This is a genomic window from Endozoicomonas montiporae CL-33 (genome assembly GCF_001583435.1).
In the GTDB taxonomy this organism is placed as follows: domain Bacteria; phylum Pseudomonadota; class Gammaproteobacteria; order Pseudomonadales; family Endozoicomonadaceae; genus Endozoicomonas_A; species Endozoicomonas_A montiporae.
Map to the genome: position 1 here is coordinate 1768706 of NZ_CP013251.1, position 16412 is coordinate 1785117.

The 16412-nt window shown below is 49.3% G+C and carries 14 protein-coding genes; 10 read left to right on the plus strand and 4 right to left on the minus strand.

Annotated features, from left to right (window positions below):
* Nucleotides 1–238 precede the first annotated feature (238 nt).
* Nucleotides 239–1534 (plus strand): TldD/PmbA family protein, encoded by a 1296-nt coding sequence (locus EZMO1_RS07975; RefSeq protein WP_034874258.1) that lies wholly within the window; start codon nucleotides 239–241, stop codon nucleotides 1532–1534.
* Nucleotides 1535–1609: 75 nt separating this feature from the next.
* Here the strand turns inward: EZMO1_RS07975 and EZMO1_RS07980 are convergent, their stop codons facing one another.
* On the minus strand, nucleotides 1610–1939 hold the full coding sequence (locus tag EZMO1_RS07980; protein WP_034874256.1) for a PBPRA1643 family SWIM/SEC-C metal-binding motif protein: 330 nt from the start codon (nucleotides 1937–1939) through the stop codon (nucleotides 1610–1612).
* A 326-nt stretch (nucleotides 1940–2265) separates the two neighbouring features.
* On the opposite strand from EZMO1_RS07980, the gene EZMO1_RS07985 reads away from it, so the two are divergent.
* The 3 genes from EZMO1_RS07985 to gltS all read left to right on the plus strand — a co-directional run bounded on the left by EZMO1_RS07985 (nucleotide 2266) and on the right by gltS (nucleotide 6844).
* On the plus strand, nucleotides 2266–4908 hold the full coding sequence (locus EZMO1_RS07985; protein WP_034874254.1) for a M1 family aminopeptidase: 2643 nt from the start codon (nucleotides 2266–2268) through the stop codon (nucleotides 4906–4908).
* Nucleotides 4909–4988: 80 nt separating this feature from the next.
* Nucleotides 4989–5588: an HNH endonuclease gene (locus EZMO1_RS07990; protein ID WP_236631983.1), complete on the plus strand. Its 600-nt coding sequence runs from the start codon at nucleotides 4989–4991 to the stop codon at nucleotides 5586–5588.
* A gap of 83 nt (nucleotides 5589–5671) precedes the next feature.
* Nucleotides 5672–6844 carry a sodium/glutamate symporter gene (gene gltS / locus EZMO1_RS07995; protein WP_051789660.1) on the plus strand — a complete coding sequence of 391 codons (1173 nt, stop codon included), beginning with the start codon at nucleotides 5672–5674 and terminating at the stop codon, nucleotides 6842–6844.
* A gap of 174 nt (nucleotides 6845–7018) precedes the next feature.
* Here the strand turns inward: gltS and EZMO1_RS08000 are convergent, their stop codons facing one another.
* Entirely contained in the window at nucleotides 7019–8419 is a 1401-nt protein-coding gene (locus EZMO1_RS08000) for an IS1380 family transposase (protein WP_034873155.1), read from the minus strand.
* A 246-nt stretch (nucleotides 8420–8665) separates the two neighbouring features.
* Here EZMO1_RS08000 and EZMO1_RS08005 point away from each other — a divergent pair, with 246 nt between their 5' ends.
* The 6 genes from EZMO1_RS08005 (at nucleotide 8666) to EZMO1_RS08030 (ending at nucleotide 14784) form a co-directional block, all read left to right on the plus strand.
* Nucleotides 8666–9700, plus strand: coding sequence for an aldo/keto reductase (locus EZMO1_RS08005; RefSeq protein WP_034874249.1), 1035 nt, complete (start codon nucleotides 8666–8668; stop codon nucleotides 9698–9700).
* Nucleotides 9701–9835: 135 nt separating this feature from the next.
* A complete protein-coding gene (locus EZMO1_RS08010; RefSeq protein WP_034874247.1) occupies nucleotides 9836–10819 on the plus strand; it encodes a DUF2860 domain-containing protein in 984 nt (327 codons plus the stop codon).
* A gap of 199 nt (nucleotides 10820–11018) precedes the next feature.
* Complete coding sequence (locus EZMO1_RS08015) at nucleotides 11019–11330, plus strand: metalloregulator ArsR/SmtB family transcription factor (RefSeq protein ID WP_236631982.1); 312 nt, start codon at nucleotides 11019–11021, stop codon at nucleotides 11328–11330.
* A gap of 79 nt (nucleotides 11331–11409) precedes the next feature.
* Entirely contained in the window at nucleotides 11410–12411 is a 1002-nt protein-coding gene (locus tag EZMO1_RS08020) for an ArsJ-associated glyceraldehyde-3-phosphate dehydrogenase (RefSeq protein ID WP_034874245.1), read from the plus strand.
* 1 nt (nucleotide 12412) lies between these two features.
* Nucleotides 12413–13639, plus strand: a complete 1227-nt coding sequence (arsJ, locus tag EZMO1_RS08025) for an organoarsenical effux MFS transporter ArsJ (protein WP_201772160.1) — start codon at nucleotides 12413–12415, stop codon at nucleotides 13637–13639.
* Between the two features lie 416 nt (nucleotides 13640–14055).
* The gene (locus tag EZMO1_RS08030; RefSeq protein ID WP_034874244.1) at nucleotides 14056–14784 is read left to right on the plus strand and encodes a BamJ family beta-barrel-assembly machinery protein; all 729 of its coding nucleotides are present in this window, start codon (nucleotides 14056–14058) and stop codon (nucleotides 14782–14784) included.
* An 82-nt stretch (nucleotides 14785–14866) separates the two neighbouring features.
* On the opposite strand, the gene EZMO1_RS08035 is transcribed toward EZMO1_RS08030, so the two are convergent.
* Both EZMO1_RS08035 and EZMO1_RS08040 read right to left on the minus strand, forming a co-directional pair.
* Entirely contained in the window at nucleotides 14867–15427 is a 561-nt protein-coding gene (locus tag EZMO1_RS08035) for a PqiC family protein (protein ID WP_051789659.1), read from the minus strand.
* Nucleotides 15424–16410, minus strand: a complete 987-nt coding sequence (locus EZMO1_RS08040) for an MlaD family protein (RefSeq protein WP_034874243.1) — start codon at nucleotides 16408–16410, stop codon at nucleotides 15424–15426. The genes EZMO1_RS08035 and EZMO1_RS08040 overlap by 4 nt, the downstream gene beginning before the upstream one ends.
* Nucleotides 16411–16412 lie beyond the last annotated feature (2 nt).

Consider the following 16412-nt stretch of genomic DNA (forward strand, 5'->3'; position numbering starts at 1 on the left):
ATTATTAATGAGCCATGTGGCTTATAGAAAGGAGCCTTGCTACCAATCAATCCGATGAAAGATTTAAATGCAGGCAATATTTTGTAAAAAGCAATGCATCATTAACGGATACAGCTTCATTGGCGTGCCCTGAAAAGTTAATTCTATTTTTAAGCGGATAAAGTATAGTGCAGACTGTGAATGGAATGGTTTGGTCAATATACATCGTCTGAACTATCTTTTAAGGCTTCAATAGAAAATGAACCAAGACTCTTATTCTCATTATCTGGATTACGCACAGAAAAAGCTGCAACAGGTTGGCTTTGAAAAAAGCCTGTGCTCACTCTCCAGCGACTACAAACAAGAACTTAATGTTGAAAACGGCGTCATTACGCTACTGCGCAGCGGCAGTGACAGAGAGCTCTACCTCAGCGGGATCATTGACCGAAAGAAAGCATCACTGTCGATTAACGACCTGAGCCACAGTCGCATTGATTCAGCAATTACAGAACTTCTGCACATGGCCAGAGGCTCTGAGGCAGACGATGCCTATGACATTGCTCCGGCACAACCGGCCGGTGTTTTTACTGCCGGGCCACAGCAGGCAGACCTTGATGCAATGTACGACAGCCTTAGTTCGTTTCTGACCTATCTGAAACGCCACCACCCGGATATTGTTATGACCGAGTGTTCGCTGGATTACACCCGCACTCACTCCAGAATGGTGAACAGCAATGGTATAGATTTCACTGAAACCCGTGGTAATTATAATGGCTCCGCGATGTTTAATGCGAAAGACGACCATGGCATTACCTCTCTGAACTATACCGGCTTCATGACGTTCAACCTCGACCAGCCATTCCATCAGTTTGGCTCCATTGAACAACTGCTCCGAAGCGCTGAAGCCGAACTCAGAGCCAGACCTTTACCAGCAAAGTTTACCGGTGATCTGATTATTACCCCGGACGCCATGGATGATTTTATCGGCTTTCTTATTGGCTCGGTGACGGATGGCCCGATGATTGCCAACACCTCACTGTATAAAGACCAACTGCACAAGCCTGTCACCAGTCATTGCCTGACCCTGAAAAGCCTGCCACTGGATGCCAACATGCCCAATGGTTACCCTTTCACCAGCGATGGCTTTAAAGCGGCCAATATGACCCTGCTTAACAACGGCGTTCTGGAAAGCTTTCTGTTGACCGATTACGGAGCCAGAAAAACCGGTCAGAAAAGAGCAGTTAACGAAGGAGGCTGCATGGTTCTGGAGCCGGGCGATCAGCCCTTGGCAGAGATGATTGCCAGTACCGAAGAGGGCGTTCTGCTTGGCCGTTTGTCCGCAGGCGCCCCGGCAGACAAGGGAGACTTTTCCGGGATTGCCAAAAACAGCTACTACATTAAAGATGGCGAGATACAGTTCCCACTGACTGAAACAATGGTATCTGGCAATATGGCAGCCATTTTAAAAAGCATTTCAGACGTATCAAAAGAGGTGGTGGATTTTGGTGACTGCCGCTATCCGTGGTTAAAGGCAAAGACTGTGAATTTTTCCTGACCGGAAGCAGGGCAGGAACAGACCAGAAACAGAAAGGAGGGGGATAAAGCTTATCCCCCACTCATCATTACGCAATTACGCACAACACTTCTTGTACTTTTTACCACTACCACAGATGCAAGGGTCGTTGCGGCCCGGTGTTTTGTCCACAACAGTGGTTTTTGGAGTGTTCTGCAAAACTTCCAGATCAACCAGGTTTTCTTCCTTCTCTTCGTTCAGCTCAATATCCACAATCCAGCCATTTTCACTGAAAATGGTCTGAATCTCTCTGAATCGCTCTTCAGTCTGAACCACAACACTGGCCGGGTTCTTCTCGGTACCCAGTTTGGCGGTTTTCTTACGCTCGAAACCACGGTTGAACTTGTCAGCCTGGTTCATCAGTCGGTTGCCATCAGTATAAAGCATGAATAACCACCATCCACATCAATTAAAAAACGGTTATCAACAGAGACACAAAGGCACTTCAGGAGTCAACCTAAGGTGTTTTCGTTGATCAGAACCGACCTAATTTACTTGATTTACCAGCATTAAGCCAATAAATCCGGAAAAACACAGCCGCTATTCAGCCTCAATGCAGGCCGCTCAGACGCTGTTCAATTAAAGTCAGGAAGTAAATAAACACTCAGACCAGTATCAGCTGGTCTATCTTTATCTCTTTTATTTTTCTCTTAAAAAGAAAACCTACACGGGCTGCTTCAGCCAGAGATAACGAGAAACACAGGAGAGGATGAATGCTCAGGTACTGCCTAACTCTGCTCTGCACAGTCGCCATCAGTGCTGCATTACTGGTCGGGATGGCAGGCTGTCAGTCTTCCAGCGGCCCTGAGCAGCCTGCCCGCAAGGTTCAGATCAGCCCTTCGGAACCATTCCTGAGCCAGACTCAGGCACAACAACGCAAAGCGATGATTCGTCAGGTCAGCTACGATGTGTACTTTGACCTTACTAACAGCGATGCGCCCGAATACACCGGACGAGTGGCAATACATCTGGATATGCACTCCGTCAACAAGCCCTTGGCTATCGATTTCCAACAGGGGCAAATTCACCGGTTGCTGGTTAACGGCACCTCTCAGACCCCAGACTATAACAACCAGTTTCTCACCCTGCCGCGCAATCTTTTAGCCACCGGTGAAAACACCGTCGAGATTGAATTCAGTCATCCATTCAGCGAGAACAACAGCGGACTGGCCACTTACACAGACCCTGAAGATAAGCTTCGCTACCTTTATACCCAACCGGGCTTATACGCTACCAGCCAGATACTGCCGGTGTTTGACCAACCCGATATCAAGGCCAGCTACAAACTAACCGTTAAAGCCCCCGCCCAGTGGCAGGTGGTTACCCAGTCCCGGAAGCGACAGGCCATTGGTGGCGGGCCTGAACGCTGGTGGTATTTTCCGGAAACCCGGGCCATCAGCCCTCATGCCTTCTCACTGTTTGCCGGACCTTTCAAAACTTGGCGGCATGAACAGGATCAGATACCGGTTCGTCTGCTTGTTCGTCAGTCATTCGGTCACGAACAGGCACCTCAAACACTCTTTACCAGCATTGATCACGCCCTGAACTATTATCAGCAATACTTTGAGCAAGCTTACCCGTACTTCAAGTACGACATGATTGCACTGCCCGTTAATGGTGTGAACACAGACCTGATCTCCGCCAATGTGGTTCTGAATGAGCAAAACTTGTTGCCACAGCATTCAGCAGACCTGCCCGAAACCATTCAACACCTGCTTGAACATCTGGCACACAGCTGGATTGGAGGCAGCGTTAGCCCTGAATGGTGGTCTGACCAATGGCTCTGGAACGGACTCGCAAGATATCTCTCTTATCAGGCTATGGCTCACCCCGATGGCAAAAACAGCGTGAATAGCTGGTCAATGTTTAATACCCGGGTCAAACAGCCTGCCTATCTATATGATCAGCTGCCTGCAGCACAGCCATTGCGGCATGACGTCAGCTTGAATATTCAGGCAACCCGGAACCTTGATATTCGCACCAGCAAAGCTGCAGCCATTCTTCAACAGTTGCATCACCAGCTGGGAGACGACGCCTTTCGTCTGGCATTACAGCAATTAATGCAACAATACGCTGACAGAAGCACCGGAGCACAGACCTTTTTTAACCTGATCCAGACGACGTCAGGCCAGTCCTTGAAAAACTGGCAAAAACAGTGGCTGGACACCACTGGCGTGCCCACCCTTACAGCCTCTTATCAATGCAAAAAGGGCATACTGAACAGCCTGACCATTCAACAGGCCGAAGCCCGTAAACGCTCACAATCCGTAAATATAGGGCTATTCCGGAATAAACAGACATCACTCCAACGCTACCGGACTCTGCCGGTTGTTCTGGACAGCAAAACGACGCAGGTTGACATACCCGGTCAACAGCCCTGCCCGGACTTTGTTTACCCCAATGTCGATGACAAAGGTTATGCACAGGTCAGGCTGAACGACGAATCATTAACAACCGTCCTAAAACTGTCGTTTAATGATGTTTTAATGCAAACCCTGATGGATTATCCGATCTATCAGCAACCTGCCAATCTTCAGGCCACGATAAAATACGCCACGACCAGACTGCCGCAGGAAGACAACAGCCATCGATTGAAAAGCCAACTCTCTGAACTGACACAGCTGGCTGATCAACTGTTCCGGCTGAGGTCGGCTAACCCATCGATGCAGGCTGCCAGTACACACTGGCTACAGGCTCTGGAAGAACTGGCGTGGCAACAGTTGAATATTGCTGAACCCGACAGTCCACAACAGAATCTCTGGTTTGATTTCTTTATTCATATGGCTCACTCCGACGACAGCGCCATGCAGTTAAAGCGACTGCTGCAAGGTCACTGGGAAATAGACGGCCTGACAATAACGCCGTACAGACGCTGGACAATCCTTATACGACTGAACGCTTTCACCAGCAAGGCCGCAAAAGGCAGCTGGGAACTGGCTCGCCGGGAGTACCACAAAGACCCCTCAGCCACGGCCACCATAATGTACGCAATGGCTGATGCCATTCGCCCGGATTCGCTGATCAAAAACCAGTGGCTTAATCGTCTGGATCAACTGAACGCGCAAGAAGCTTTAGCAATCAGCCGTGTGCTGCTTCCCGCCACCCAGTACTCACTGGTTCCGGCTCTGAGGCAAAGCGTGTTTGCTGCACTGCGAAGCAATGAGCCCGAAGTACCTTCTAATACATTGGACCAGATGATCAAACACCTGCTAAACGAATGCTCGGTTAACGGTGTCCAGCAACTTCAGTCATTCAGCACTCAGAAAGCAATGGCACATCACCGTATAAGTATTGAGACACAGCTGCAGCAGGCAAAACACTGCCTGCAGCTGCCAAAGAGCGCTGTATTGAAATAAATACTTGCCGATAGCCCCGTTATTCGGTGAACATAATGAGGTTGACCTTTATCAGGGATTGATAAGCGGGGGTCCTGCAAGTGTATATTCTGCGTCTGAACGCAGCCGGTCAGCCGGTTCAGTGGCTGACCTGGCAACAGACTGTGTGCCTTTACTCAAGGGAGCTGGTGCTCTGGAGTCTGGGTGATATCATTTACAAGGTCAGAGGGGGACGCAACCGCTGGCAAAACGCCACCACCGTGATTGAAGTACCCAGCATTGTAGCCTGCGGCGGTCGTCGCCTATTTCCGTTCCGCAACAACCCTGCACTTACCAACGCCTCCCTGTTTGAACGCGATAACTATCAATGCCTTTACTGTGGCAAACATTTCCGCCGGACGATGCTGACCCGCGACCACATTGTCCCGACATCCCGCGGTGGCAAAGACGACTGGATGAACGTTGTCGCCGCCTGCAAACGCTGTAACCAGTACAAAAGTCACTACCTGCTCGAAGAGCTGAATATGTCGCTTCTGGCCCTGCCTTATCGCCCTAACGCTGCCGAATACCTTGCCATGGTAAACAGTCACCGAATATTGCCCGAGCAGGCTGAATATCTGAGCAGCCAGTTCTCTGCCAACTGCCGCTGGAGCTTAAGACACAGAGCAAACAGCTCTCAGCAGAAGGCAATACCAGTGTAAACGTTCGTCACTGAATAAAATCCATTCGATAAATAACTGACTGCTATATTGTCGGTGGCGTTTTTTTATAACAGGTATGATAAATGATACAACTGTCCGGTTTTGCTTTGCTGCTTGCGTCGATTCTCGCCTATAAGCTGGGCAGGTGGATCACTTCCAAAGTGTACTTCCTTGATCACTATCATATCCCTGCGCCGGTTACCGGTGGACTGATCTGCAGCGCCCTTTTGTCATTCAGTGAATATTTTTTCGGGCTGAAAATTCAGTGGGAGTTTGAACTCCGGGATGCCTTTCTGCTGATTTTTTTCTGTACGGTTGGATTAAACGCTCGCGTTCGTATGTTAATCAGCGGTGGCAAAACCCTGCCCACCCTGTTCTGTGTTATGGCAGTGTTTCTGGTGTTGCAAAACACTGTAGGCATCGTAACGGCTCTGGCGATTAACGATGACCCCATACACGGACTTCTGGCAGGCTCCATTTCAATGGCGGGCGGGCACGGCACCGCGATCAGCTGGGGCACCTTTCTGGAAAGCCAGGGCTTTCAGAACGCCACAGAGTTTGGTTTGATGGCTGCTACCATGGGGCTGATTATGGGCGGACTGCTGGGCGGCCCTGTTACCCACGCCCTGATTAAAAAACACAACCTCAGCCCTGCCGATGCGGATCTTGGCGTTCACACTGAAATGGAAACCATTGAAACCCGCAGAATCACCCTGTGTATGCAACAGGTACTCAAGGTCATTATGCTGATCAGTGCCTGTGTCATTGCCGGAAAGTGGATCAATAGCTACTTTCGGGAGGTTGGTCTGATTATGCCGGACTACCTGCCCGTACTGATGATTGCGATTGTCATGATCAACCTTTCAGAAGCGGGCGGACTCAAATTTAATGAACAGTTCATCAACCTGTTTGGAGATATCTGTCTTGAACTGTTTATCACCATGAGCCTGATGTCCCTTAACCTTATCCAGCTCGCGCAAATGGCCACCCCTGCGTTTATCATCGTTATGGTGCAGTCCGTGGTGATTTGCCTGTTTGCGTACTGGATCATGTATCGGGCCGCAGGCAAAGACTACGACGCCAGTCTGATCACCTCCGGTTTTATTGGCCTCGGCCTCGGAGCCACACCGGTGGGTCTTGCCAACGTTCAGGCATTAACAGAACGTTACGGCCCTTCCCCAAAAGCCTTTCTGGTGGTTCCGCTGCTAGCCCGGATATTTCATAAACAAGCAGCAACTACCATCCCATCCTCTTAATTTTGGACTTTTCCGCAAGCCTGTTGCTCTGTTAACCATGTGAAAGACATTGCAGCCCATACTTGCTTACAGATTAGACGCTAATCAACGAATCCTGCTATTTCAGGATAACGGAAAGCCCCAAAGCTCTTTCATCTGGTTGCTATGTACCTTGATTGAGTATTATGAAAGTTGCTACCCCGGTCGAAGTATCGGCATCTGGTAAAAGACTTCTGTCACATGCTGCAAAAGCCTCTTGAATGGGCAGCTACGCGGCAGATGAAGTTTAATTCGGTCTTTATATTCAACCACTTTGACTGCAACTTTACAGAGCTTCATGATCACCGTTGATGGCTGCGCTTTTTCCAGCTCCGTACCTTTCAAAGTCTTGGTTCTTAACTCATAGTGCAAAACATAAGCGGCACAGGCATAAAACATTCTCAAATGGTTAGCCAAAAAGCCCTGATCGGACAATCTGTCGCCGGACAGATCACTTTTCAGATGTTTGATGAAGTTCTCATCCTGTCCTCTTGGACAGTAAAGCTCTTCATAAATTACCTCTGGAGAAGCTTCCTTCATCGACGTCACAATGAAACGAGGGTTGTCGCCTTTTTGGTTGACCTCCGCCTTGTAAATTATCCGGGTATCGAGACCTTTCCAGCTCTTGGCCTGGTATTCTGCTTCCCCGTAAAGTCTGAGCCGATCAGGTTCTGGCATGTTGTTCAGTCTTGCCAGCTCAGTCTTGACCTTCAGAGCTTGACGCGCTTCATCCAACAACTCTTTGGCTTTTGGCCGCAAAGCCGTTTTGTGGCCTGCACCTTTGCCCAGGACATAATCCGAATGAGGGGCATTCTGAACCACCCACATTAACTCTGGTTGAGCGAAGTGGCTGTCTCCCCGAACCAGTAGATGGGTTTTCGGCCACTTTTTCCGAAGCAGCCGAATGACCCGTTCGAGAATGGCTGCATTTTCCTTGCCCGTTGGGGTTTTCCCCGGACGAAGAATCGCCGTAATCAGCTTGCCGCTGAGTCCCTCAAAAATCATCAGGGGCAAGTAGCAGTAGTCCTGATATTTGGCATTAAACAGGTTCATCTGCTGGCCACCATGAGTAATGGCCGGTGTATGATCAAGATCGATAACGATCACCGGAGGTGGCAGCTTGTAACTGCTGATAAAGTGATGCACAAATGCTTCAGCCATCCTGTAAATGTCGGAGCGGGTCATAGATTGTCCCAGCCGGGTAAAAGTGGGCGCTGATGCGAGATGGTTATCGCTGTCCAACGGATTGCGACCAGTGGCCAGTTTGAACATAGGGTCTTTACGCAAACGGTTACTGTCGTTGGCATCTTCATAGCCGCAGGCCATTTGCAGAACCCGCTGAACCAGAAGTTCTTTCAGGGAGTGGTCGATATAGGATTGATGGCGTCTGTCATTGATGGCATCAGTCATTTTGCAGATAAGACCGCTCTGCAGAATGGTTTCCCGTAGCAGCAGAGTGCCAAAGTCAGAAGATAACTCCCCACCATTGAAGTCTGCCCGGATGGTTTTTCCATTTGAGGGATGAAAACGAAGCTGTTCTTGTGTAGATTTGGGCATGGCAAGTTCCGGTTTGCTTCTTCCGAAGCTTTCTTTTGGTCGACCCAATTATATCAAGTGATTGGGCGGAACTTGCCTCCTTTTATGAAATATTCGGGCTAGGCTCAGTCTTCACTGACACATTGAATGCACTGATACTGCAAGGATTCCTCGGCTTGTCTATTTTTAACTAGTTGATCAATATCTATGATGCCGGCAACCCCATGGGTTATATTGAACACCTAATAACATTAGCGGGGTTGTATCATGGAATTTCGTCAGCTGGGCCAGACCGATATCAACGTCAGTTCCCTTTGCCTCGGGACCATGGCCTGGGGTGAACAAAATACAGAACAGGACGCCTTCCAACAACTGGAATGTGCCATCGATTACGGCATCAACTTTATTGATACCGCTGAAATGTACCCCGTGCCTGCCAGAGAGGAAACCTACACAGCCACTGAAACCATCCTGGGCAACTGGCTGAAAAAAAGGGGACATCATGATGATCTGGTCATTGCCACCAAAGTCTGTGGTCCTGGCTTTGACTATATGAACGGCGGCCGCCTTATGACGCCTCAGCATATTCATCATGCTGTAGAGGGCAGTCTTAAACGACTGGGAGTTGACTGTATTGACCTGTTTCAGCTGCACTGGCCAGACCGCAACACGAATTTCTTTGGTCGTCTGGGCTACAGCCTGCAGCCCGGATTGGATGGCACACCTGTCGAAATCACTCTTGAGGCACTGAATGATCTGGTGCAGGCTGGCAAAATCCGTCACTACGGTTTGTCTAACGAAACGCCCTGGGGAGCGATGAAGCACCTCTCTACCAGCAGAGAAAAACAGCAGACTCGACCAGTCAGTATTCAGAACCCTTACAGCCTGTTAAATCGCAGTTTCGAAGTAGGTCTTGCAGAAATCAGCCACAGAGAACAACTTGGGCTGTTAGCTTATTCTCCACTGGCCTTTGGAACCTTAAGCGGAAAATATCTGAACGACCAAAAACCTGCAAACAGTCGTCTGGCACTGTTTGAGCAATATCAACGCTATACATCGTCGCCTCAGTCATTACTCGCCACAGAAGCCTATGTCAATCTGGCAAAAGAGTCAGGCCTTGATCCGGCACAGATGGCACTAGCTTTTGTGACTTCACGCTTTTTCGTTAGCAGTGCCATTATTGGTGCTACGAACCTTGAGCAGCTCAATAGCAACTTACGTTCTTCTGAGCTGACTTTGTCAAACGATGTTCTGGAAGCAATTGAAGAGATTCACCTGCAATACCCGAACCCGGCTCCTTAATGTTTTTCTGGTTAGCATTAGTTTTTCAACCTGACTTTTCTTGAATCGCTGAAGGGCGGCACTCACGCTGCCCTTATTTTGCGCAAGAAAAAATGATATACTTAACATGGCAACAAATAAAAAGAAGAGAAAGTCATGAATACTCGCCTGTTTGTAGTTTTGGTAAGCGCTTTTTCATCCCCGGCTCTTATGGCAGCCCAATCGGGCAACTGGCAACCGGGCTTTAGTGGAGAGGTCTCTTTGCTAACCGGCTATTCTCAATCGAAATCACAATTCAATGCCGACTACAAACAAACCGATGCTTTGGACAGTGCTTCAAAAAGAAAAAGCAAGGCACTGTTTATGCCGCTATTTTCTCTCCAGTACACACTGAATGAAGGAGATAGTCAGTTCTATGTTGGTTCCGACAGAGCCGATGTTGCACTGGGTCGTTTTCATACCGAAATCGGCTATCGCCAGTCCTTGCAGGAAAATGGTGTTATTTCCGCCAGTATCATTCCCGGTGTTATACCGAATAAAACCTGGCAAGACCCTTTTGTTACTGGTCAGAAGAGAAAAGAAACCGATACCTATATTCAGGCATTGCGTTTTCAGTTTACGAATATCATGAATTCCGGCTTTTCCCTGGAGGTGGCCGGAGGCAAACAGAAGCTGGATAAGGAACGCAGTGGTCAGTCTGACTTTGATACAAGCACTCAAAAACAACTCAACAGGGAAGGTAATGTATATCTCGTTGAAGGTGCCTACCGATTCCCTGTCAGTCGGACACTGTTTGTGCGCACAGGCCTGAACCATACCCGGCTCAGTGCCGATGGCGATGCCATGTCTTATCAGGCCAACGCTCTTGAGCTGGGATTGTTCACCCGGTGGCAACAATCCTCCATGGCTTTTAACCTGAGTTACCAAGTGAGTCAGCACGACAAAACCAGCCCTGTGTTTGCCAAGAAACAAAAAGACCATGAGTGGGGGGCCTTTCTGGCTTATTCTTATGCCGAGCCTTTTGGCTGGAACAACTGGGAACTGGTTTCTCTCTCGGGATACAGCAGGAAAAACTCAAACATCGATTTTTATGATGAAGACTCATTAATGGTGAGTGTGGGTATGACCTATAAGTTCTGAGATACACGATTAAAAGTCTACCATTCGCCGAACGACGCTCGATTTGATCGATACATCATCAAATCGAGTGCACTGTGAGATACCAAAACTATTCAGACCACTGAAAATATTTTTATTGACTTGTTTAACTTAGTATATATGATTATACATATATTCGTATATCAACAAGATAGTAATGTTACCCCACGAATTTTTCAAAATGATGGCAGATGAAACCCGGCTTCGCTGCCTGTTACTGCTGAGTCGCAGTGAGCCCCTGTGCGTTCAGCAACTGGTCGAAGCACTGGATGAATCACAGCCAAAAGTTTCAAGACATCTCGCCCAGATGAGAACAATGGGTGTTCTGTCCACTCGCAGAGAAGGCCAGTGGGTCTATTATTCAGTATCAAAAGAGCTGTCAGGCTGGATGACAAAGGTCATTTCCAACCTTGGCCAGTCCAACTGTCTGAAGCAGGAATATCAGGAAGATATTAAACGATTGTCTTCCAGTTCCGGGACACCCTGCTGCTAACTGATATTTCAATTCTGATCACGCATTCTCTCAATTTATTTTTTCATAAACTCCTTCAAATATTCACTGGAGTACAGTTATGACAATTAAAGTTGGTATAAACGGTTTTGGTCGTATTGGTCGTCTGGCGCTGCGTGCCGCTTTTGACTGGCCTGAACTGGAATTTGTACAGATTAACGATGCAGCTGGCGATGCAACCACGCTGGCACACCTGCTGGAATTCGATTCGGTACAGGGTCGCTGGCACCAACAGACTCAGGCGGAAGACAATGCCATTCTCATCAATGGGAAATCCATCCGGTGTACGCAGGAACGCGACATCAGCGATGTTGACTGGTCCGGCTGCGACGTTGTCATTGAAGGTACCGGTGTTCATCGCAAGAAAGCTCTGCTGGAACAATACCTGGATCAGGGTGTTAAGCGTGTAGTTGTCACCGCACCGGTGAAAGAAGAAGGTGTTCTGAATGTAGTGATGGGTGTTAACGACCACCTGTACGACGCTGAACAACACCGAATTGTCACCGCCGCTTCCTGCACCACCAACTGTCTGGCACCGATTGTTAAGGTGATTCAGGAGAAACTGGGCATCGAGCGCGGTTCCATGACCACCATTCATGACCTGACCAATACCCAGACTATTCTGGACGCTCCTCACAAAGATCTGCGCCGTGCCCGCGCCTGCGGTATGTCCCTGATTCCAACCACGACCGGTTCTGCAACCGCTATCACAGAGATTTTCCCGGAGCTGAAAGGTCGCCTGAATGGCCATGCGGTACGTGTGCCTCTGGCCAATGCATCCATCACCGACATGGTCTTTGACGTTGCCCGCGACACCACCGCTGAAGAAGTCAATCAGCTGTTAAAAGACGCTTCTGAAAATGAGCTGAAAGGCATTTTGGGCTTCGAAGAAAAGCCACTGGTGTCCATCGACTACAAAGGCGATGAGCGTTCCACTATCGTTGATGCACTGAGCACCATGGTGGTTGATGGTCGTATGGTAAAAATCTATGCCTGGTACGACAACGAAATGGGCTACTCCGTTCGTACCGCTGAACTGGTGAAAAAAGTAGGAACCGCCTGAGATGAATCGCCTGCTGTCGTCGCTGAATCGTGATGTGCGCCAATACCTGCTGGTCACGTTCAACTACTGGAACTTCACCATCACCGATGGTGCATTGCGAATGCTGGTTGTACTGCATTTTCACGCGCTGGGTTACCAGTCGCTGGAAATCGCTATGCTGTTTTTGTTCTATGAGTTCTTTGGTGTCGTCACCAATCTGGTCGGAGGCTGGATCGGCGCCCGCATCGGGCTGAACCGCACCATGAATGTCGGTCTTGTCCTGCAGATTCTGTCTCTGTGCCTGCTGGCGGTACCCTCGCAATGGTTGTCGGTGCCACTGGTCATGTTTGCCCAGGCACTGTCGGGTATTGCCAAAGACCTGAACAAAATGAGTGCAAAGACGTCTATTAAAAAGCTGGTCTGTGGCGAACAGCAGGGGCGACTCTATAAATGGGTTGCTATTTTAACGGGTTCCAAAAATGCCCTGAAAGGTGCGGGCTTCTTTATAGGTGGTGCCTTACTGAGCCTGGCAGGTTTTCGCTTTGCAGTGCTTGCCATGGCTGCAGTGCTCGCCGTGGTTCTTTGTCTCAGTCTGCTGTGGCTGGACAAAGACATGGGCAAAGCCAAAAGCAAGGCAAAATTCAGCCATATTTTCTCGGGTCAGCGCAGCATTAACATTCTTTCCGCGGCCAGAATGTTTCTGTTTGGCTCAAGAGATGTCTGGTTTGTCATCGCACTGCCGGTTTACCTGTCCACAGTCTTCGACTGGAGCCACTCAGAAACGGGCGGCTTTATGGCAATCTGGGTCATTGGTTACGGTCTGGTGCAGGGTATTGCCCCTAAAATCACAGGCAATCAGGCGGGTCGATTGTCTGCCATTGTCTGGGCAGGGGTGTTACTGGGCGTATCTGTTTTCGTGGCACTGGGTGTTCAGTGGCAATGGCATCCCCAGTTTACCATTGTCGTTGGTCTGCTGGCGTTCGGAGCCGTGTTTGCCATTAACTCATCGCTACACTCTTACCTGATTGTCAGCTATGCCAGAGAAGACGGAGCTTCAATGGATGTGGGCTTTTACTACATGGCCAATGCCATGGGACGCCTGATCGGAACGGTTCTGTCCGGACTGATGTTCGGGATTGGCGGCTTAACGATCTGCCTCTGGATTTCCAGTCTGTTTATCGCCCTGACCGCTATTTTTTCTCTGGCATTGCCGGATCATCGTTCTCACCATAGTACTGCTTCGATATAACTTCCGCTAAGGAGAGCCCTCAGCGCTCTCCTTACTCTCTGTCTGTTCCATGTCAAAAATGTGTCAATATCAATAAAACTGGTGATTAACGGTTCAACAATGGACACCTATGTGCCATCATTCATGACTTGTTGATTTTTGGTAACCGGTGTCGCTAAGTACTCAGCCATATGGAATCGAACATTTCTGGCTTATTGGGCAGGTGCTATGCAAGGAGCAACGACGGGAGCATAGCAATCTATGTGACCAGAGTTGCAACGCAGTCACAACTGCATGGATGCAGGAGATAGGGTAACGCAGGAGCAGTTACCGAGAGCACCTGAGAATGAGTCAGAAAATATGATTTCATATGGCTGAGTACTTATACATCGGCACAGTGATCCCTGCTCCCTCGCAGGACACGTTGGAGATAAAGAGTGAAACAGATTCTCAAGATTTCTGCCCTGGCCGCAGCCGTTGTTCTGGCAGGTTGTAACCAGCAAGGCGCGACCGACGCTGAAGCCAAACTGGATACTCCGGAGCAGACGTCTGCTTATGCGATGGGTGCTTCCATGGGCAGCTACGCTCAGCAAACTCTGGACAGCCAGGATGAACTGGGTCTGAAAATGGATCGTGAACTGGTCATCAAAGGCTTTGCAGATGCCGTTCACGGCAAGAGCCAGCTGACTGAAGAAGAAATTATCTCCGCCCTGCAGGAACACGATCAGGCTCTGCGCCCGCTGATCGAAAAGCGCCAGCAGGAAATGGTGGAAGAAAGCCGTAAGAAAGCAGAAGACTACCTGAAAGAAAATGCTGAAAAAGAAGGTGTTAAAGTCACCGATTCCGGTCTGCAGTATGAAATTATTGAAGCAGGCAAGGACGATAGCAAGAAGCCTACCCTGGAAGACACCGTTACTGTTCACTACACCGGTAAGCTGACCGATGGCACCACCTTCGACAGCAGTGTTGAACGTGGACAGCCAGCCACCTTCCCGCTGAGTGGCGTCATTGAAGGCTGGCAGGAAGGTCTGCAGCTGATGCCGGAAGGCTCCAAGTACAAGCTGACCATTCCGGCCGAACTGGCTTACGGCGATCGCCCGGCAGGCTCTATTCCTCCGGGCTCCGTTCTGGTGTTTGATGTTGAGCTGATCAAGATTGGTGAATAAACACCACACTGATTAGTAAAAAGTTAGTAAAAAGGGTTTTCAGCCAACGCTGAAAACCCTTTTTTTATGCCTGCGGTCTTCTTTACGAAGCGCCTTTCAAACCTTTCTGAAGGTCATCGGTAAACTGCTCTAACTGCTGACTGATGGCTCTTGCCAGTTCAACCGCCGAAGGCTGCTCATTAATAGCCACCTGATAACGATTTACGCGACGCTCACCGTTTATGCGCCAGCTGACCTCAAGCTCCAGCTGCTGGCCTTTCAGCATCAGGTTCTGAATGTCTACCTGAATCTTGATTTTTGGTCTCTGGCTTCGCAACCATGGGCCATGAAAGACATCCGCCTGCGGGTTCTTGTGTTGCAGGTTCTGGGTCAGCACCCGGGTAATCGCTTCAGCCAGAGGTTCTCCCCAGCGATCCAGACTCAACTGATGCAACTGAAAAGCATCGTCAATGTAGCCCATATTGCTACGATCCAGCCATGACGGAATGGACACCGGCATGATGCCAATGGAGTCCGACAAACCGGCTGACTCCCTCTCTGCCACTGGCTGCAGTGTATAGTAACGATAAGGTACAGAGTTGGCACAACCGGCCAACAGTAAAATCAATAACAGTGCAAATGGGCGATACAAAACAGCTCTCATTGATTTCCCCGGTTTTTACCTGATAACAGTGAGTTAGGCTGCTCTTCCAGCATTTCAGCCAGCCCCTGAACCGCCCTGGCTGAACGCCCAAGGTCAGATGTGCTCCGTTCCAGCTGGTACATCAGTGGCGAGTCTGGTGCCACTGTATCGGACAGCAGTTCAATGGTTTCGTCCATAGAGTTCAGTGCTTGCGTCAGTGTTTCCAGCATTCGGTTGATATTGTCGTTCGTTTGCGGAAAACCTTCGGCAATGATATGAGACATCTCTTCCATGCCCTGTGCCATACCAACAAACTCATTACGTATATCCGTCATACTGCTGCCCACCTCGCCAGCCATGACGTCAAAGGAGCGCATGGCCTGATTAAACTCAGCGGGCAGGTTCTTGAACTCGTCGGTACTGGTGACCTCTGTCAGGTTTCTGGCCAGTAAACCCAGATCAAGCATCAATTCCGGCAGGTTCATTTCCTGCAACTCATTGGCAATACTTTCAAAATCGCTGGGCACTGTCGGAAGCTGCGGATATTGGGTTTTAACGTCCATCATCCGCGGTCGGGCATCATGATAGAAGTCCACCTCCATGTACAGAAGACCCGTCAGCAAACTCTGCGCCTTAAGCTTGACCCCCAGTCCCCGCCGGTAAAGATCATCCAGATTCAGTTCGGGTTTGGAATCATCCGATGACATAATGGTGTCGGGATAAATATCAACAAATACCGTGTTCAGCACCCGATAGGGATCATCGTAGAGTTTGGCCTTGATATCTGCCACTTCACCAATTTTGACACCCCGCAGGGTCACCGGCGCTCCAATGTTTAGCCCCATAATGCTAGTGTCGTATATAGCAACCAGACGTTCCTTGTTTCTGCCCGATAGCTTACCCTGACCCACGAAGACCGTGAGTGCCGTGACCAGTGCCACCATGGCCAGCATAAAAACGCCGACCATAATCGGGCGGGATAACTTATTCGCTGTGCGACTCATTA

Excerpts from the sequence above, each read along its gene's own strand:
- EZMO1_RS07975 (WP_034874258.1), top strand. The coding sequence starts at position 239 with ATGAACCAAGACTCTTATTCTCATTATCTGGATTACGCACAGAAAAAG.
- EZMO1_RS07980 (WP_034874256.1), bottom strand. The coding sequence starts at position 1,939 with ATGCTTTATACTGATGGCAACCGACTGATGAACCAGGCTGACAAGTTC.
- EZMO1_RS07985 (WP_034874254.1), top strand. The coding sequence starts at position 2,266 with ATGCTCAGGTACTGCCTAACTCTGCTCTGCACAGTCGCCATCAGTGCT.
- gltS (WP_051789660.1), top strand. The coding sequence starts at position 5,672 with ATGATACAACTGTCCGGTTTTGCTTTGCTGCTTGCGTCGATTCTCGCC.
- EZMO1_RS08000 (WP_034873155.1), bottom strand. The coding sequence starts at position 8,419 with ATGCCCAAATCTACACAAGAACAGCTTCGTTTTCATCCCTCAAATGGA.
- EZMO1_RS08005 (WP_034874249.1), top strand. The coding sequence starts at position 8,666 with ATGGAATTTCGTCAGCTGGGCCAGACCGATATCAACGTCAGTTCCCTT.
- EZMO1_RS08010 (WP_034874247.1), top strand. The coding sequence starts at position 9,836 with ATGAATACTCGCCTGTTTGTAGTTTTGGTAAGCGCTTTTTCATCCCCG.
- EZMO1_RS08015 (WP_236631982.1), top strand. The coding sequence starts at position 11,019 with ATGATGGCAGATGAAACCCGGCTTCGCTGCCTGTTACTGCTGAGTCGC.
- EZMO1_RS08020 (WP_034874245.1), top strand. The coding sequence starts at position 11,410 with ATGACAATTAAAGTTGGTATAAACGGTTTTGGTCGTATTGGTCGTCTG.
- arsJ (WP_201772160.1), top strand. The coding sequence starts at position 12,413 with ATGAATCGCCTGCTGTCGTCGCTGAATCGTGATGTGCGCCAATACCTG.
- EZMO1_RS08035 (WP_051789659.1), bottom strand. The coding sequence starts at position 15,427 with ATGAGAGCTGTTTTGTATCGCCCATTTGCACTGTTATTGATTTTACTG.
- EZMO1_RS08040 (WP_034874243.1), bottom strand. The coding sequence starts at position 16,410 with ATGAGTCGCACAGCGAATAAGTTATCCCGCCCGATTATGGTCGGCGTT.